Annotated in this window: 15 protein-coding genes; 5 read left to right on the top strand and 10 right to left on the bottom strand. The window is 60.4% G+C overall.

Features of this window, described 5'->3' with window-relative positions:
- The first annotated feature begins 256 nt into the window (after window positions 1-256).
- Window positions 257-1888, top strand: coding sequence for a CHASE domain-containing protein (locus K3180_RS11525; RefSeq protein ID WP_345719473.1), 1632 nt, complete (start codon window positions 257-259; stop codon window positions 1886-1888).
- A gap of 168 nt (window positions 1889-2056) precedes the next feature.
- Here the strand turns inward: K3180_RS11525 and K3180_RS11520 are convergent, their stop codons facing one another.
- Window positions 2057-2848 (bottom strand): response regulator, encoded by a 792-nt coding sequence (locus tag K3180_RS11520; RefSeq protein WP_221541032.1) that lies wholly within the window; start codon window positions 2846-2848, stop codon window positions 2057-2059.
- A gap of 152 nt (window positions 2849-3000) precedes the next feature.
- On the opposite strand from K3180_RS11520, the gene K3180_RS11515 reads away from it, so the two are divergent.
- A complete protein-coding gene (locus K3180_RS11515) occupies window positions 3001-3747 on the top strand; it encodes a Crp/Fnr family transcriptional regulator (RefSeq protein WP_221541030.1) in 747 nt (248 codons plus the stop codon).
- Window positions 3748-3994: 247 nt separating this feature from the next.
- Here K3180_RS11515 and K3180_RS11510 read toward each other — a convergent pair whose 3' ends face one another.
- Both K3180_RS11510 and K3180_RS11505 read right to left on the bottom strand, forming a co-directional pair.
- Window positions 3995-4423 carry a response regulator gene (locus K3180_RS11510; RefSeq protein WP_221541027.1) on the bottom strand — a complete coding sequence of 143 codons (429 nt, stop codon included), beginning with the start codon at window positions 4421-4423 and terminating at the stop codon, window positions 3995-3997.
- A 131-nt stretch (window positions 4424-4554) separates the two neighbouring features.
- Window positions 4555-5721 carry an N-acetyltransferase gene (locus K3180_RS11505; protein WP_345719472.1) on the bottom strand — a complete coding sequence of 389 codons (1167 nt, stop codon included), beginning with the start codon at window positions 5719-5721 and terminating at the stop codon, window positions 4555-4557.
- A gap of 147 nt (window positions 5722-5868) precedes the next feature.
- Here K3180_RS11505 and K3180_RS11500 point away from each other — a divergent pair, with 147 nt between their 5' ends.
- Window positions 5869-6960 carry a fatty acid desaturase family protein gene (locus K3180_RS11500; protein ID WP_221541025.1) on the top strand — a complete coding sequence of 364 codons (1092 nt, stop codon included), beginning with the start codon at window positions 5869-5871 and terminating at the stop codon, window positions 6958-6960.
- 83 nt (window positions 6961-7043) lie between these two features.
- Here the strand turns inward: K3180_RS11500 and K3180_RS11495 are convergent, their stop codons facing one another.
- From K3180_RS11495 to K3180_RS11465, 7 genes are all read right to left on the bottom strand, one after another.
- Window positions 7044-7301 (bottom strand): hypothetical protein, encoded by a 258-nt coding sequence (locus tag K3180_RS11495; RefSeq protein WP_221541023.1) that lies wholly within the window; start codon window positions 7299-7301, stop codon window positions 7044-7046.
- 68 nt (window positions 7302-7369) lie between these two features.
- Window positions 7370-7888: a GNAT family N-acetyltransferase gene (locus tag K3180_RS11490; RefSeq protein WP_221541022.1), complete on the bottom strand. Its 519-nt coding sequence runs from the start codon at window positions 7886-7888 to the stop codon at window positions 7370-7372.
- A complete protein-coding gene (lptG, locus tag K3180_RS11485) occupies window positions 7885-8982 on the bottom strand; it encodes an LPS export ABC transporter permease LptG (RefSeq protein ID WP_221541019.1) in 1098 nt (365 codons plus the stop codon). The genes K3180_RS11490 and lptG overlap by 4 nt, the downstream gene beginning before the upstream one ends.
- Window positions 8982-10202: an LptF/LptG family permease gene (locus K3180_RS11480; protein WP_221541017.1), complete on the bottom strand. Its 1221-nt coding sequence runs from the start codon at window positions 10200-10202 to the stop codon at window positions 8982-8984. Before K3180_RS11480 ends, lptG begins: the two co-directional genes overlap by 1 nt.
- An 83-nt stretch (window positions 10203-10285) precedes the next feature.
- Window positions 10286-10648: an ATP-dependent Clp protease adapter ClpS gene (clpS, locus tag K3180_RS11475; RefSeq protein ID WP_247710514.1), complete on the bottom strand. Its 363-nt coding sequence runs from the start codon at window positions 10646-10648 to the stop codon at window positions 10286-10288.
- A gap of 212 nt (window positions 10649-10860) precedes the next feature.
- Entirely contained in the window at window positions 10861-11685 is an 825-nt protein-coding gene (locus K3180_RS11470) for a phasin family protein (protein WP_221541015.1), read from the bottom strand.
- A 118-nt stretch (window positions 11686-11803) separates the two neighbouring features.
- Complete coding sequence (locus K3180_RS11465) at window positions 11804-13681, bottom strand: PHA/PHB synthase family protein (protein ID WP_221541137.1); 1878 nt, start codon at window positions 13679-13681, stop codon at window positions 11804-11806.
- Between the two features lie 138 nt (window positions 13682-13819).
- Between K3180_RS11465 and K3180_RS11460 the strand changes: the two genes are divergently transcribed.
- Both K3180_RS11460 and K3180_RS11455 read left to right on the top strand, forming a co-directional pair.
- The gene (locus K3180_RS11460) at window positions 13820-15004 is read left to right on the top strand and encodes an LL-diaminopimelate aminotransferase (RefSeq protein WP_221541013.1); all 1185 of its coding nucleotides are present in this window, start codon (window positions 13820-13822) and stop codon (window positions 15002-15004) included.
- A gap of 12 nt (window positions 15005-15016) precedes the next feature.
- Window positions 15017-15814: a crotonase/enoyl-CoA hydratase family protein gene (locus K3180_RS11455; protein ID WP_221541010.1), complete on the top strand. Its 798-nt coding sequence runs from the start codon at window positions 15017-15019 to the stop codon at window positions 15812-15814.
- Window positions 15815-15898 lie beyond the last annotated feature (84 nt).

Raw genomic sequence — 15898 nt, 5'->3', positions numbered from 1 at the left:
AAGAATATGTCCTTGCCTCGGCGAACGCAACGGCGCGTCATGCGCGTAGCCTCGCCATTCGATCCCAGTGGTTCACGCAAAACGAGACTTTTGTGGATTGGTTCCACCCAATTTCGGAAATAGCGTGGAAAACTGCGGTGAACCGTGGAACTTTCGATGTTTCGGCGGATAGTAGGCACGACTGGGGCAGAACGTATAGAGGCAACCACTGGCACAAAACGATCTCATGCGCAGGGGGAGGCGGAGACGGTGGCTGGTGGACTTTCCGCGTGCGGTGCCGCTCGTCATTTTCCTGCTTGTCGCAGCCGTAACCGTCCTCAGTGTTTTTTCGATCGAGCGCGGTGAACGGGTCCGAGCCAGCGCGGAACTCCAGCGTCAGGCACAGTTGATGGTTTCGGCGGTGGAGCGCCGTGCCTATTCGAACTCTTCCTTCCTCAGAGCCGGCGCGGCACTGTTCGGGGCGCAGGACGAGATAACGGCCGATCTCTTTCGGCAGTTCGTTTCCGAATTACGCCTCGATGCGGATTACCGGGGGGCCGAAGGTATCGGGTGGGCCCCGGCCATTTCCTCCGACCAGATCGAGCGGTTCGAGCAGCAACTGAACCGCGGGAAAATCGGCCTTGCGCACGTTCAGCCCACACTTGCAGAGCAATATCGTCAGCAGCTTGTGCCGATCCTGTATCTCCAGCCCGACACACTGCGCAATCGCCGCGCGCTCGGATATGACATGTATTCGGAACCGACCCGCAGAGCGGCGATGGATCAGGCGACCCGAACCGTTCGCCCGACGGCGAGCGGGCGGGTCACCCTTATGCAGGAAAGCGGCAACGACGAGAGCGGCTTTCTCATCTACATGCCCGTTTTCGATGGTGCAGGAGCGAACCGCTCGTTGAAGGGATTTGTCTACAGTCCGTTCAACGCGTCGCAATTCCTCGATTCAGCTGCCGAGCTCAGCACTTCCGGGCAGGCCAGCGTCCGGCTGTACGACATCGATGGCGATGAGCGTTTGCTGATGGCCGAGACAGGTGGGTGGAGCGCGGAAGGTGAAACCGTCGAGCGTGAGATAGATCTTGCCAATCGCCCAATGCTGCTGGTCGTCCAATCCACGCGCGACGCGGCACTTTCTTCCCTGTCGATGATCACACTTCTCTTCGGACTTGCCGTTGCGAGCCTGTTGCTGGTCGTCGCCCGATTGCTGACGCAGCAGGCACAGGAGGACAGCCGCTCGCTCGAATGGTTCGCGCAGCAGAATTCCATCAGGAATTCCCTGACGCGCGAGCTGAACCACCGGGTGAAGAATACTCTCGCCAATGTCCTCTCGATCGTCTCGCTGACGCGCCGCCGCGCGACTTCGCTCGACGAATTTGCGGAAGGCATCGACAACCGCATTCGCGCTCTGTCGGCGACCCATGATCTGCTGACCCAGTCGGAGTGGGGAACGACGCCCGTCCGTTCGGTCATCTCGGTCGAGCTGGCGCCCTATACGAACGAGCGGGATCACGAAGTCGTGACAGAAGGGCCGGAGGTGGAACTCGCCCCGAACGATGCATTGTCGCTTGGGCTGGCGGTTCACGAACTCGCTACCAATGCTGCAAAGTTTGGCGCTCTGTCGATGCCGGGCGGCAAGGTCTCGATCACTTGGGAACTCGTCAACGAGAGCCTCGCGCGGATCGAGTGGATCGAAAGCAACGGGCCGAAAGTGAACCTGCCTCAAAAGCGCGGGTTCGGGACCGACTTGATCGAAAAAATCGTGGCACATGAGTTGCGCCACCCCGTCGAACTGGAGTTCCACCCCGAAGGTGTCCGCTGCACCCTGCTCGTTCCCGTACGCGAGCCGAGCGAGTTCGCACTGAGAAGCAATCGCCGAACGGCTACGCGCGGCCATTGAAGCGTAGCAGCAAGCGTAGTCTATGCGGCCTGATTTCACATAAGCAGAGCTATAGTGCTTCAGCTGCCCCTTCGGTGAACGCTCAGGCTGGCCGACTTGACCGGAAACACAAAGAAGGGCCGCCCGGATATCTCCAGACGGCCCTTTCCCTTTTTATTTCGGTGGAGTTCAGCCCAGTGGGCGACTGGAGCCGAAGAACAATGCCTGGCTGATAGCCGCGCGAACGGTCTGTTCCTGGAACGGCTTCGTCACGAGGTAGGTGGGCTCGGGACGGTCGCCGGTAAGCAGACGCTCCGGATAGGCGGTGATAAAGATCACCGGCACGCTGTCGATGGCGAGAATATCGTCGACCGCGTCGAGCCCCGATGAACCGTCGGCCAACTGGATATCGGCGAGTACGAGCCCGGGCGTCTTCTGCGCCACGACTTCCTGCGCCTGGGTGCGGGTGGCGGCGGTGCCGCAAACTTCGTGGCCGAGCGACGTCACGAGGTCCTCGAGCTGCATCGAGATCAGCGGTTCGTCCTCGATGATGAGTACGCTGGTCGCGCTTTCGCGGTCGATTTCGCCGACTGCTTCCTGGACGAGATTTTCTATTTTGTCCGGTTCCAGCTCCATGATCTCGCCTGCCTGTTCGATCGAGAAATCTTCCAGTGTGGTCAGCAGCAGGGCTTGACGGTTGAGCGGCGTGATCGATTTCAGGCGATCCTGCGCCGCACCTTCGTGACCGGTATCGCCTTCGCTTTCGGGCACGTCCATATATGCGCTCGACCACACCTTGTTGAAGGCGCGATACAACGGCACACGTCCGCCCTCCAGCGAGGATTTGAGCTGCTCGTCCGCGAGTGCCGCTTCGAGGGTGGCGCGGACAAAGGCATCTCCGGTTGCCTGCGATCCGGTCAGAGCACGGGCATAACGGCGGAGATAAGGTAAGTTTTTAGCAATCTGGTCACCAAGCGACATATAACCCCTTCCGTGGTTTGCGCGTGGAGAACGCCCCGCATCGGGTTCGGTTCCGGTCGGATCAGCTAAAACGTTCGAATTGACAATGGACTGAATTGCGACAACGAATTGCAGGCTCGGTGGTAGCCATCGGAGAGGTCAGGGGGCGCAAATTGACCGAAGTAACCAATCCATATGATTGCATGAATTGTCCGCTGCAGGATTGCCGCGAATTGCGTCCGCTCGAGCCGGGGCAACGCGCCTATATGAATTCCATCAAGCAGGGTGAGCAGCTGTTCGGGCGGGGAGATACCATCCTTCGCGAAGAGGAAGATGCCGGATTTCTTTATACCGTGCTGGAAGGCGTATTGATCCGCTACCTTTCGCTGGAGGACGGACGCCGTCAGATTGTCAATTTCATGTTCCCCGGCGATCTGGTGGGTTTGCAAGGAGCGTTCGACGAGCCTTCCAGCCACTCGGTAGAAGCGCTGACCGATGCGCGTCTGTGCGTATTCAAGCGGAGCGATTTCGTTCACCTGATCACGGAAAATCCGCGTCTCGGCTATGATGTCACCTGGCTGGCCGCAAAGGAAGAGACAGCGCTTGAAGGTCATATCGTCTCGCTCGGTCAGCGAAGCGCCAAAGAGCGCGTGGTATTTCTTGCCGTCTGGTTGCTCGATCGCGCGATTTCGACCGACATAGTGCAGGAGGGCAACGTCCTCCGGATTCCCGTCACGCAGTCGCAGATCGCGGATATGCTCGGGCTGTCCCTGGTTCACACCAACCGCACGATGCGGGCCCTGGATCGGGAGAATCTGGTTCAATGGGATAAGCGTGAAATCTGTGTGCCGGACATGAAGAAGGCCTCCGATTTCGCCAGTTTCGAACTATCGCGCAATGGGCGGCGGCCCTTCATCTAGAGCGCAGCGAGAACGCAAGCGGCGAGAGCGAAAATTTTTCGACCGGGCGGGAACCCGTACCGAGCTGGCTCATTTAGGCTATGTCACCGCCGAGACCCCCCCTCCCGTCCAAGCGGCTGGTGATACGATCCCGAAAGGCCTTCGCTTCAAGAGAGCGAAGGCCTTTTTTTAGGCTGGGGCTCAATCCTGTTAACCCAGCGAGCCGCCATTGCCGAGAGGCGATGCAAAGGTTGGTGTGGAGTGATTGTCAATCCGTGCTGAGCGCGCCGCGCAGTCGCGAGATGATGCCCCTGCGTTTCGGTTCGTGCAGAAGCGCAATCAGGATCTCGGGTTCATAGGGCTTTTCGAGTATGCAACCCATGGCCGCGACATCTTCCGGAATATCGCGGGGCATGCCGGTCGAGAAGATAATTCTCGGGCTGTCCGGGCCGAGTGTACGGACCAGCTCTGCTATCGCCCAGCCATCGTCACGGTCGGCAAGATGGACATCCAGAACGATCACGTCAGGCTGCTTGCGGCGTAGCGCATCTAGCGCCTCCTCGGTCGTCGGGCAGATCTCCACCAAGGGAACGCCTGCGTCGAGCAAGGCCTGTTCGATGGTAAGGCCGATTATCGCATCATCTTCAACTACCAGAACATGGCCGGGAAAGGCTGAGGATGTTTTCGGCTTTTTCACGCGGTCCCTATCGATCCGTAAGGTGTCGGCCCCTAACGCTGGAGCTTCCTCATCATCGGAACGGCAGCGAAGACCGAGGAGTTCCCGCAGCGATCAATCTGCAACCGGTGCGTGTCCATGTCGCAACACCGTCAGGCCGGACTTATCGCCTTTTCGTAAATCGCGTATTCGCGATTGATCTTGCTTTCGATCGTATCGGCGATCGCTATCATTCCCTTGTTGTCGTCCAGGATCCATCCGATTTCGCCGCGCTTGCTTCCGTAATCGGCCACTGCGTTGCGGCGGATGTGTTCGATCATCATGAAAGCCAACTGACTGGCTAGCCGTGAGTTCTGGAATTCCCTGAGCACGCCCATCAACGGCACTCGCATTCCCGCACCCATCGGTTTGCGGAGCCAGCGCAGCAGGTGGAACCATCCAAAGGGAAACAGCCTCCCGTTCACTTTCTTCAGTGTCTCGTTCATGTCTGGCAGGACCATCATGAAGGCAACCGGACGGCCGTCGAGTTCGGCGATCATGTTCAGGCGCGGCTTGATGATCGGCTTCATCTTTTTTGCGGCGTGATCTATTTCGGCCTCTGTAAACGGGACAAATCCCCAATTGCCCGACCAGGCATCGTTGAGGATGTGGAGCACGACGCGGATTTCTTCATCCCATCGCTTCATCTCGATGGGCCGGATACGAATACGCTCGTTCCGTTCCCCCGACGCGACGATGCGCTGCACGAGCTTGGGGAAGCCCGAGGTGATGTCGAGATCGTAGGTCAGCAGACGCTTGGATTCGGTGAAGCCTTTTTTCTCGATCCAGACTGCGTAATGGGCGGGATGGTGGCCCATCATGATCATTGGTGAATGGTCATGCCCTTTCACAAGCAGGCCGGGCTCTTCCCAGATGGAGAGGGAGATGGGGCCGATCATGCGCGTCATCCGTCTTTCGCGCAGCCATTCCTCGGCGCGGGTGAGCAGGGCGCCTGCCACGGTTTCGTCCTCGGCATCGAAATATCCGAACATGCCTGTGCCGGGCCCCATACCCTGTTCGACCGGCAGTTCGAGCGCGAGATGGTCGATATGTGCGGCGATGCGACCGACCGGCCGGCCATCCCTGTAGGCGATGAAAAACCCAACGGTGGCGTGTCCGAAAAACGGGTTCTTGTCCGGATCGACCAGCTCAAGCTGTTCGGAACGTAACTGCGGGATCGAATGCTCTTCCCGCGCGGCGAATTGGCGTCCGAGATCGACGAAGGCTGCACGGCCCTGCTTGCCTTCGACCGGTTCGATAACAATATTTGCGTCCGACACCTGTATTCCTTCATTCAGCCGCGGTTAGCCCTGTGTTGGGCAATTGATCTTTGTCAAGGAATCGCGCGAACGCGATCACTATGATCGACAGCGGACACTGTATTTTCTCGCGTATCTGACCTAAAGGCACCCTCAGGAAAATCGACCATGAATGCCGAACAGCCCATCATTGCCTCCAGCGACGCGAGCGCACCGCGCGAGCGCGGCTGGCATTCGCAGATCGCAGACGACAAGGCGATGCTGCGCGCTGCCCGCGACCTGACCAAGGATATCGCGGAGGCGCGGGCCGCCATCTACTGGCCGGACATGTTGGGATCGGCGCTGGTCGGTTATGTCACGCTGGCAGCGGCAATCCTGATCGAAAATACTGCCTTGGCGGTTGTGCTGGGGATCGTTTCGGCGCTGACGCTGTACCGCGCACTCTTGTTCATTCACGAGATTTCGCATCTTCACCGTGACGCGCTGCCCGGCTTTCGCATGGGCTGGAACCTGTTCGTGGGCATACCGATGCTGACGCCTTCCTTCATGTATGAAGGCGTGCACACGCTGCATCACAAGCGCACCCAATACGGCACCGTGGAAGATCCGGAGTACCTGCCACTGGCGCTGATGAAACCATGGAGCCTGCCGCTCTTCGTGCTGATCGCGCTGCTGGCGCCGGTCGCGCTGCTGTTCCGATTTGCCGTGCTGGTACCGCTTGGTGCGGTCATCCCCCGGATCCGTCAGGTGACCTGGCAGCGCTTCTCGGCGCTCGCTATCAATCCGGAATTTCGCCGGCGTCCGCCCGAAGGTAATCTGAAGCGCCGCGTGTTCTGGCAGGAAGCAGGCGGTTTCATCTGGTCCTGGGTCTTGATCGGTAGCGTTTTCGCGTTTGGCTGGCGGCCGTTGCTGATCGCTCTGGCCGTTGTCTCCGTAACGGCAACGCTTAACCAGTTGCGCACGCTGGTAGCCCATTTATGGGAAAACGAGGGCGAGGCGATGACCGTGACTGCCCAGTTTCTCGACAGCGTCAACGTACCGCCGCCCGGCATGATCGCTGAGATCTGGGCACCGGTCGGCCTGAGGTATCACGCGCTGCATCACCTGATGCCGTCAATGCCCTACCACTCCCTGCCCGAAGCGCACCGCCGACTGGTTGGCGAACTGGGCGAAGATTCGACCTATCACGGGGCCAACCATGCCGGAATGGGCGTGCTCGTCGCCAGAATTGCCCGCAGCACCATGGGCCGTATGCGTTAAATACGAAAAAAGAGCCGCTCCACTCGGTGATTGGAAGCGGCTCTTTCCGAACACGGGCCATGCGATCCAGTGGCCTAACTTTATCAGTCGGCGTCGACCTCTGCCTGAACGCCGTCTTCGCTGATCGTGGCGTCGACATCGGCGCCATCGATGGTCACGCTCGATCCTTCTTCGTCTTCAACCTGCGCAGGCTCGGTAACGACGGTGGTTTCGGTAGGCGCAGGTTCGGTCACCACGGTGGTGTCGGTGCCGTCGGTGCCTTCGTCGGCCGGCGCATTGGCTTCGGCGCAGGCGCCAAGGGTGATCGCAGCGGCGAGGGCGGGAATAACAAACTTCTTCATGCCAAATCTCCTTTGTGGCAGCATTGTGGCAGTAATGCGCCGCAAATGAGGCGGTTCCCGAGAATGTGTCAGTCGAGAAACTTGACCATTGCGCAGCGGCGTTCGCGCGGAAGCCCTGCATCGGCTGCCGCTTCGAGCGATCGCAACAGATGAGGGCGGTCTTCGAGGTTCTCTATCTCGACGAATCCATGGCGTGCGTAGAAGGGTCCGTTCCAGGGGATGTCGCGATAGGTATCGAGCGTTATTGCGCTCAACCCACAATTGCGCGCATCGATTATCAGTGCGCGGAGCAATGTTCCGCCGATCCCGCGCCCTTGTTGCTCCCGGGCGACGCTGAGTTCATGCAGGTGGAGTTCGCGTCCGACCCTGCCCGCAGCAGCAAAACCCACAACCTGGCCTTCGATGGTGGCAGCAAGGCAATTGCCCCTGGCAATCACCCCTCGGTAGTGTTCTGCGCTCTTCGACGGCGGCACCGGAATTCCTTCCAGTGAGGGCTCCTCACGCAAGAGGCTGGCCGCATCTTCTTCGACCCGATGGAACGCATCGGCATCATCCGGCCGCGCCAGCCTGATCGAGAATTCGTTCATTCTTCCGTGCGGATAAGCACGGTTTCACCGATCAGCGCAAACAGGAAGAAGGGTCCCCAGGCTGCCAGCAATGGAGGATAGCCGCCGAAATTGCCCATGGCGAGTGCGGCATTGTCGACCACGAAATAAGCGAAGCCCAGAGCCATGCCGATCAGTGCGCGCACGAAGAGCTGGCCCGACCGGGCGAGACCGAATGCGGCGACAGCGCCCAGCAACGGCATCAGAAAGGACGACAGCGGGCCGGACAGCTTGTGCCACCATTTCGCGCGCATTTCGCCGGTGCGGCGCCCGGCTTCCTCGAATGCGTCGATCTGCGCACCCAGCGTCCAGAAGGGAACTGCGTCGGGATCGATCTGCGCAAGGTCGATCTGATCAGGCGTCAGGCCTTCGCCTACCACGATGCTGCTGGCTTCGTTCGATGATGCGCTGGCGACATCGAAACGCGTGATATCATCGAGCCTCCAGCCCGGACCTGCATAGGTCGCTCGCGCTGCATCCACCTGTTCGATGATCGCACCATCCGGGCTGCGTCGATACCACGTGACGTCGGTCATGCGGATGTCTGCCCCGCTACCCGCCAGTTGGGCTGCGGTCAGCACGTTGGTCCCATCTGCCAGGTACACATTGGCGCGGACGCTTGATTCTTCCGGTATCGGGCCCCATTCCGCCGCCTCCCACGCCTTGAGGGTTGCTGTGGAGCGCGTCACGACGCGTTCGTTGAATGCGAAGCTTGCTCCGCCCACGACAAGCGCGGTGAGCAATAGCGGGGCAAGCACCTGATGTGCGGATAGTCCCGCCGCCTTCATCGCGACGACTTCGCTGTTCTGATTCAGGGTCACCAGGGTGATCAGTGTGGCCAACAGCACCGAATACGGCAGGAAGCGTTGCACCAGCTGCGGTGCGCGCATGCCGGCATAGGTGAGCAGTTCGCCCTGACCGTTACCCGGTACCGCCAGGATTTTTCCGCTGTTGGACAGCAGGTCGAGCATCAGCAGCACCAGCACGAGCATGACCAGCACTGCCAGAATGCGAAGTACGAACATCTTGGCGAGATATTTGGTCAGGGTGGCCGAAGGAAAAAAGTCCAGCTGCATCAGGCTTCTGCCTCATCTTGGACGACACGCTGCCGACGGCGAAACAATCGGCCCAGGCGTTTCGTCATTTTGGCAAGCCAGTTTTCGAGCGCCTCGATCGCCTGCCCGCCGGGCACAAATGCCACGCGGTGATACATCCACAGGATCAGGGCTGCGAAAATGAAGAAGGGCAGCCACAGGGCGATCAGCGGGTCGACTATACCCAGCGCGCCGACATCCTCCCCGTACTGGTTCACCTTGTGATAGGCTACGACCATCACGATGGAAAGAAACACGCCAAGTGCGCTGGTACTTCGTTTGGGCGGTATGCCGAGCGCCACTGCCAGCAGCGGCATCAGGGCCATCATCACCACTTCCACGAGCCGGAAGTTGAAGCTTGCCTGGGAGGCATCGCGCTTCGTTTCGCTGGCCTCGTCCGCCCAGCCGATACGCAGGAGTTCGGGCAGGATATACTCGCGCTCGTCTTCGCCGCGGGCGCGGAATTCCTCGATCGCGGGAAGGTCGATCGGGAGGTCGTGCCGGGTGAAGGTCAACACACGGGGCGTCTGGCTGCCGGTATCCTGCACGATCGTGCCGTCGGTCAGGCGCAGGATGATCGTGTCCGGATCATCGGTCGTCGCCAGGAAGGAGCCTTCCCTTGCACTGATCGAAAGCACCTGGCCCCGGTCGTTGGCGACGCGGGCGAAAATCCCCATTAATCGACGACCGTCGTTCTCGCTCTCCTCGATACGCAGCGCCATGCGATCGGCGATGGTATTGAATTCGCCTACCTTGATGGAAGCGCCCAGCGCGCCGGAGCGCAGGTCGTATTCCAATCTTTCATAGGTGAAGCGACTGACCGGCTGGACGAAGAACACCAGCGCCACATTGACCGCCATCAGCACGGCAGTAATCGCGAAGGGCACCCGCAGGAGCCGTCCGTAGCTCATGCCGACGGCGCGCAGGACGTCGAGTTCGCTGGTGGTGGCGAGTTTGCGGAAGGCCAGCAATATGCCCAGCAACAGTCCCAGCGGGATGGCGAGACTGGCATATTCGGGCAGGAGCGTGGCCAGCATCTTGAATACCACGCCTACCGGGCCGCCTTCGACGGCTACGAAATCGAGGAGCCGCAGCATCTTGTCCAGCACCAGCAGCGAGGCCGCCAGCGCGAACACGCCCAGCATGGGTACGATCACCAGCCGGAAGATGTAGCGGTCGATTGCGGGAAGGAAATTAAGCACTCGGTTTCCGGACTTTGGGTCGCTTGGCCAAAGGCCCTAGCGCGAAAATCCCAATGCGTCATGTCCTAGCTGCGCTGATGGCTTTACGCCTTCTCCAGTGTGCACTGGAGCGGGTGCTGGTTCTGGCGGGCGAAATCCATCACCTGGTTTACCTTGGTTTCGGCAACTTCGTAGGGGAAGATGCCGCAGACGCCGACGCCCTTCTGGTGAACGTGGAGCATCACGCGCGTGGCCTCTTCCATATCCATGCGGAAAAAGCGCTTCAGCACGATGACGACGAATTCCATCGGAGTGTAATCGTCGTTCAGCAGCAGCACCTTGTACTGGCTGGGTTTCTTGGGTTTGGCGCGCGTCTTGGTGGCGATGCCGACCTGGCCGTCGCCTTCGCGAGTATCGTCATCGCCTTTCCCGGCGCGGATCGATTGGAGACGTGTGGGGTGGGTCATCGCAGGCGCCAATATCGTAAGCCTGTCCAAAATCGCAAGCGGTGAGCGACAGGCAATGGCTGATCAGGGTCAAGAAAACGTCAAGAGACGATCGAGCGCCCCCTAAAAGCAAACGGGCCGGACGACACGATTGTGCCATCCGACCCGCCGTTTCCAACTGCCGGGCAAGGGAGAGAGGAGAGAGATGCCCGGCGGGTTGAAGTTCGTATTGGTTATGCGGCCTTGCGGATCTTTTCTGCGGCGAGGCTCATGCGGCTCGACAGCGGAGCGAAGGCTTCGTTGGCCAGCTTGAGCATGGCTTCGGTGTTCTTCGAGGTAGTCGAAACCATGGCGTCGAAGTTGCGGCGCGCGATTTCGCCCTGCAGCTGGAAGAGCTCGGTCGGCGACTTGATCGCGGCGAACTTCTTCACATCGCCCTGGACGGTTTCGGCGGCCGACTTGGCTTCTTCGACATAGGTGCGGCCCATGTCCTGCACGCCCGAGGCGAGAATCTTGCCCGATTCGATCAGAGCTTCGATGTTGCCCTTCTGGAATTCGACTGCGTCCTGGGTGATTTCGCTGCCCTTGTCGTAAGCTGCCTTGGCGCGGGTCTGCAGGTCTGCAGCCATTTCCTTCGCCTTGGCGGTGTAATCGGTGGTCTTGGCGTTCTTGGCGGTGGCCATGATGGTATCCTTCAATTTGATGATCGGGGTCTTCGAGGTCTTGGTGGCGGCCTTTTTGGCCGGAACAGCCTTCTTCGCGGCAATTTTTTTCGGGGCTGTCTTTTTCGGTGCTGCCTTCTTGGCAACCGGCTTCTTCTTTGCCGGCACTTTCTTGGCGGCGACCTTCTTCGCCTTAGCCGGAGCCGCCTTGGCGGCGGGCTTTTCGGCAGGAGCGGCAACCGCCTTGGCGACCGCGTCCGTCTTCACGGGTGCAGTCTTATCAGCGTCCACGGCCTTCTCGACAGCCTTGGCGCTAACCTCGGACGTCTTCTTGGCGGCAGCCTCGGCATAAGCCTTCTCTGCAGCGGCATCGATTTTGGTCTGGCTCTCGGCCATGGGAAACCTCGCTTTTGTTGCAGTGCACAAAATAGGCATTGCAGGTGCGAAGTCAAGGATTTTTTGTGCGCTGCAACATAGGCGGAAAATGTGCCGAATTCCAGAGTGTTATCTGGATTTACCGGGTCGCCACATAGCGCCCGGGTGCATCCTCTATCACCTTGTCACCCTTGCCGCCGGGCTTCCGCTTGCCGCTGGCGGCGACGGTCTCGCCGTCCTGTTCGCGCAGCCAGTCGATCCAGTCGGGCCACCAGCTACCGGGATGTTCTTCGGCACCTTCACGGAATTCGGCAAGGCTGCGAGGCTCGCCGTCATTGGTCCAGTACTGGTACTTGCCGGAGGTAGGCGGGTTCACGACGCCTGCGATATGACCCGACCCGGCGAGCACGAATCTTATCGGCCCGGTGAAATGGTCCTTGAGGCGCCACACGCTTTCGGCGGGGGCGATATGGTCTTCCTTGCCCGCCTGCACATAGGTGGGCGTTTTCACCAGCCCCAGGTCGATCGGCGTATTGTCGATGCTCAGCGCATCGGCCTCCACCAGGCGATTGTCCCTGTAAAGATCGCGCAGATACTGCTCGTGCCATTTGGCAGGCAGGTTGGTGACATCGCCGTTCCAGTGGAGCAGGTCGAAAGCCGGATAGTCTTCGCCCAACAAGTAGTTGTTGACGACGTAGTTCCAGATCAGGTCCGTCCCGCGCAGCAGGTTGAACGTCGCCGCCATATAGCGTCCGTCCAGATAGCCATCGGGGGACAATGCCTTGATGGCACCCAATTGCTGGTCGTCGACGAAGTTGAGCAGTTCGCCCGCCTTCTCGAAGTCGACCTGCGCGGTGAAAAAGGTCGCGCTCTTGATTTTATCCTCTTCTCCCCGCCGGTGAAGCAGTGCCAGCGTGGCGGCCAGCGTAGTGCCAGCGACACAATATCCGATCATATGAACGTTCGGCACGTCGAGACGCGCGCGGATATGGTCGATCGCATCTATCTGCGCGCGGACATAATCGTCCCATACCACATCCTTCATGCTCGCATCGGCCGATTTCCAGCTGACCATGAACACGGTCACGCCCTGTTCGACAGCCCATTTCACGAAGCTCTTCTTCTCGTTGAGGTCGAGAATGTAGAACCGGTTGATCCAGGGCGGGAAGATCACCAGCGGGGTCGCCAGCACCTTCTCGGTGGTCGGGGTGTACTGGATCAGCTGGTACAGCGGGGTTTCATGCACGACCTTGCCCGGAGTGGTGGCGATATTCTCGCCCAGCGTGAAAGCCGATGCATCGGTGTGCGAAAGCTGCCCGCGCCGCATATCGGCCAGGAGATGCTCCATGCCTTTCACCAGGTTCCGGCCACGCGTCTCCATGGTGCGTTCCATCACCACCGGATTCAGGAGGGGAAAATTCGCCGGGCTTGCCGCCTCGGTGATGGCCTTGGTGGTAAAGCGCAGCTGGTCGCGCTGGTGAGGGCTTAGCCCTTCCATCCGGTCGACCATCTCGCCGACGCGCTCGGCAAGGAAAAGATAGGTCTGGTGGATCAATGCATAGGCAGGATGCGCGCGCCATTTCTCGTCGGCGAACCGCCGGTCCTTGCGCGGCAGTTCGATATCGTCACCGGACTTGTCCGAGGCTTTGGGACCCAGGCCGTACTGACCCAGCACGTCCTGCCACAACTTCATGCCTTCGTCCCACAGTGCCTGCTGCTGTTCCGTCTGCGCGAGTGGCATCTGCCGGTACCAGTCGGTAGCAAGCGCCATCCAGCGCGCCGGATCGAAATACGGCACCAGCGCCTGCGGATTGCTCATCTGCTCCGCCTGATATTCGGCCCACAGCGCCTGCAGCCTGGTGTTCGTCTCCGCCCAGGCCTGCACATCTTCCGGCGTCATGGCGGCGCCCGTCATCGCGGAAGGATCGATCGCGCCCGTCATCGGCGCGAACATCGCACGCACCAGTTTGGCCGGGTGCTCGTAGAGGTTGGTGAATGGATCGGGCGTTTCGGTCATCATCGTTCCTTCGCGCGTGGGCCAAGCGCTGTTTGTCACGGACCTAGAAGAATCCGCAAGCCTGCGCATCTATCCCGTTTGCGCCTGCCGCCTGAATAGGTAATCAGTATGACCTAACCAATGCGCCACGGAGCCTAAATGTCCGACGAATTCTACCGCATCAAACGCCTGCCTCCCTATGTGATTGCAGAGGTCAACGCGATGCGGCACGCGGCGCGACGGGCTGGGCGCGACATAATCGATCTCGGCATGGGCAATCCCGACCAGCCCCCGCCGCAGCATGTGATCGACAAATTGTGCGAAGTGGCGGGCAAGCCCAGCGCGCATGGATATTCGCAGTCCAAGGGCATTCCGGGCCTGCGCAAGGCCCAGGCGAAGTATTACCAGACCCGTTTCGGCGTCGATCTCGATCCGGAAAGCGAAGTCGTCGTGACCATGGGGTCGAAAGAGGGGCTGTCCTCGATGGCCACGGCGATCACCGCACCGGGTGACGTGGTGCTGGCGCCGAGCCCGAGCTACCCGATCCACACCTTCGGCTTCATCATTGCCGGCGCCACGATCCGCAGCGTGCCGACGACGCCCGACGAGCGCTACTGGCGCGCGCTCGACAGCGCCATGGCCTATACCGTGCCGCGCCCTACCGTGCTGGTGGTGAATTACCCTAGCAACCCCACTGCAGAGGTGGTCGATGCCGAATTCTACCAGCGGCTGGTCGACTGGGCGCGCGAAAACAAGGTCTGGATCATGTCCGATCTTGCCTATTCGGAACTCTATTATGACGGCAGACCGACGCCCTCGATCCTGCAGGCCGAGGGGGCGAAGGAGGTCGCGGTCGAGTTTACCTCCATGTCAAAGACATACTCGATGGCCGGCTGGCGTATGGGCTTTGCAGTCGGCAACCGGCAACTGATTTCGGCGCTTACGCGGGTCAAATCCTATCTCGACTACGGCGCCTTCACCCCGATCCAGGCCGCCGCCTGCGCCGCGCTCAACGGTCCGCAAGACGTGGTCGAGCAGAACCGGCAGCGTTACCAGCACCGGCGTGACGTGATGGTCGAAAGTTTTGGCCGCGCAGGCTGGGAAATTCCCGTTCCGGCTGCCAGCATGTTCGCCTGGGCGCCCCTGCCGCCGGGGTTCGAAGACATGGGCAGCCTCGAATTTTCCAAGCAATTGCTCGAGCACGCCGGCGTCGCCGTGGCGGCAGGCGTGGGCTATGGCGAAGAGGGCGAAGGCTATGTCCGCATCGCCATGGTTGAGAACGAGCAACGCATCCGCCAGGCCGCCCGAAACGTGAAGAAATTCCTCGCCGAGCATGCACGGTAACTGGAGAAAGCGATGAGCACCGACCGCGTCACGATCGACCTTGCCGACAATGGCGTCGCACAGGTCCGCTTCAACCGCCCCGACAAGATGAATGCGCTCGATCCGGCGCAGTTCGAGGCGATTATCGCCGCAGGCGAGGAGCTAAGGACGATGAAGGGCCTGCGCGCCGTGGTGCTGGCGGGCGAAGGGCGGGCCTTCTGCGCCGGGCTCGACCTGTCGAACTTCACCGCCGCGCCCGATGATGAGCGCAAGCCGCTGACCGAGCGCACCCACGGCAATGCCAACCTGTTCCAGGAAGTCGCCATGACCTGGCGCAAATGCCCCGTGCCGGTGATCGCGGCGGTCCACGGCGTGTGTTTCGGTGGAGGGCTGCAGATCGCCAGCGGTGCCGACATTCGCGTGATCCACCCTGCAACGCGCATGGCGATTATGGAAATGAAGTGGGGGCTGGTGCCCGACATGGGTGGCTACCACCTCTGGCGCGGGTTGGTGCGCGACGATCACTTGCGCGAACTGGTCTATACCAACCGTGAATTCTCCGGGCAGGAGGCGCTCAGCCTCGGCCTCGCCACGCACGTCACCGAAGATCCGCTGGGTAAGGCAAGCGAGATCGCCAACGAGATCGCCAACCGAAATCCCGAAGCGATCCGCGGAGCGAAACGCCTTTCCGAAGCGATGCTCGAACAATCGGGCGACGACATCCTGATGGCCGAAAGCGTCGAACAGGCCGCGGTGATCCGCACGCCGAACCAGATCGAGGCGGTGATGGCGGGAATGCAGAAACGGGCGGCGAACTTCATCGACGGGTAAGCGGCGGGAATGTCGGCTAACGACGCCTGTGTGGACGGCTCTCCGTTGGCAAGGGATAATTTGAACTGAGCTTAGCTTGTTGAG

The sequence above is a fragment of the Qipengyuania huizhouensis genome (assembly GCF_019711635.1).
Classification (GTDB): domain Bacteria; phylum Pseudomonadota; class Alphaproteobacteria; order Sphingomonadales; family Sphingomonadaceae; genus Qipengyuania; species Qipengyuania huizhouensis.
Note: the sequence above shows the minus strand (reverse complement) of the source record. Positions and strands in the feature narration are given on the sequence as shown.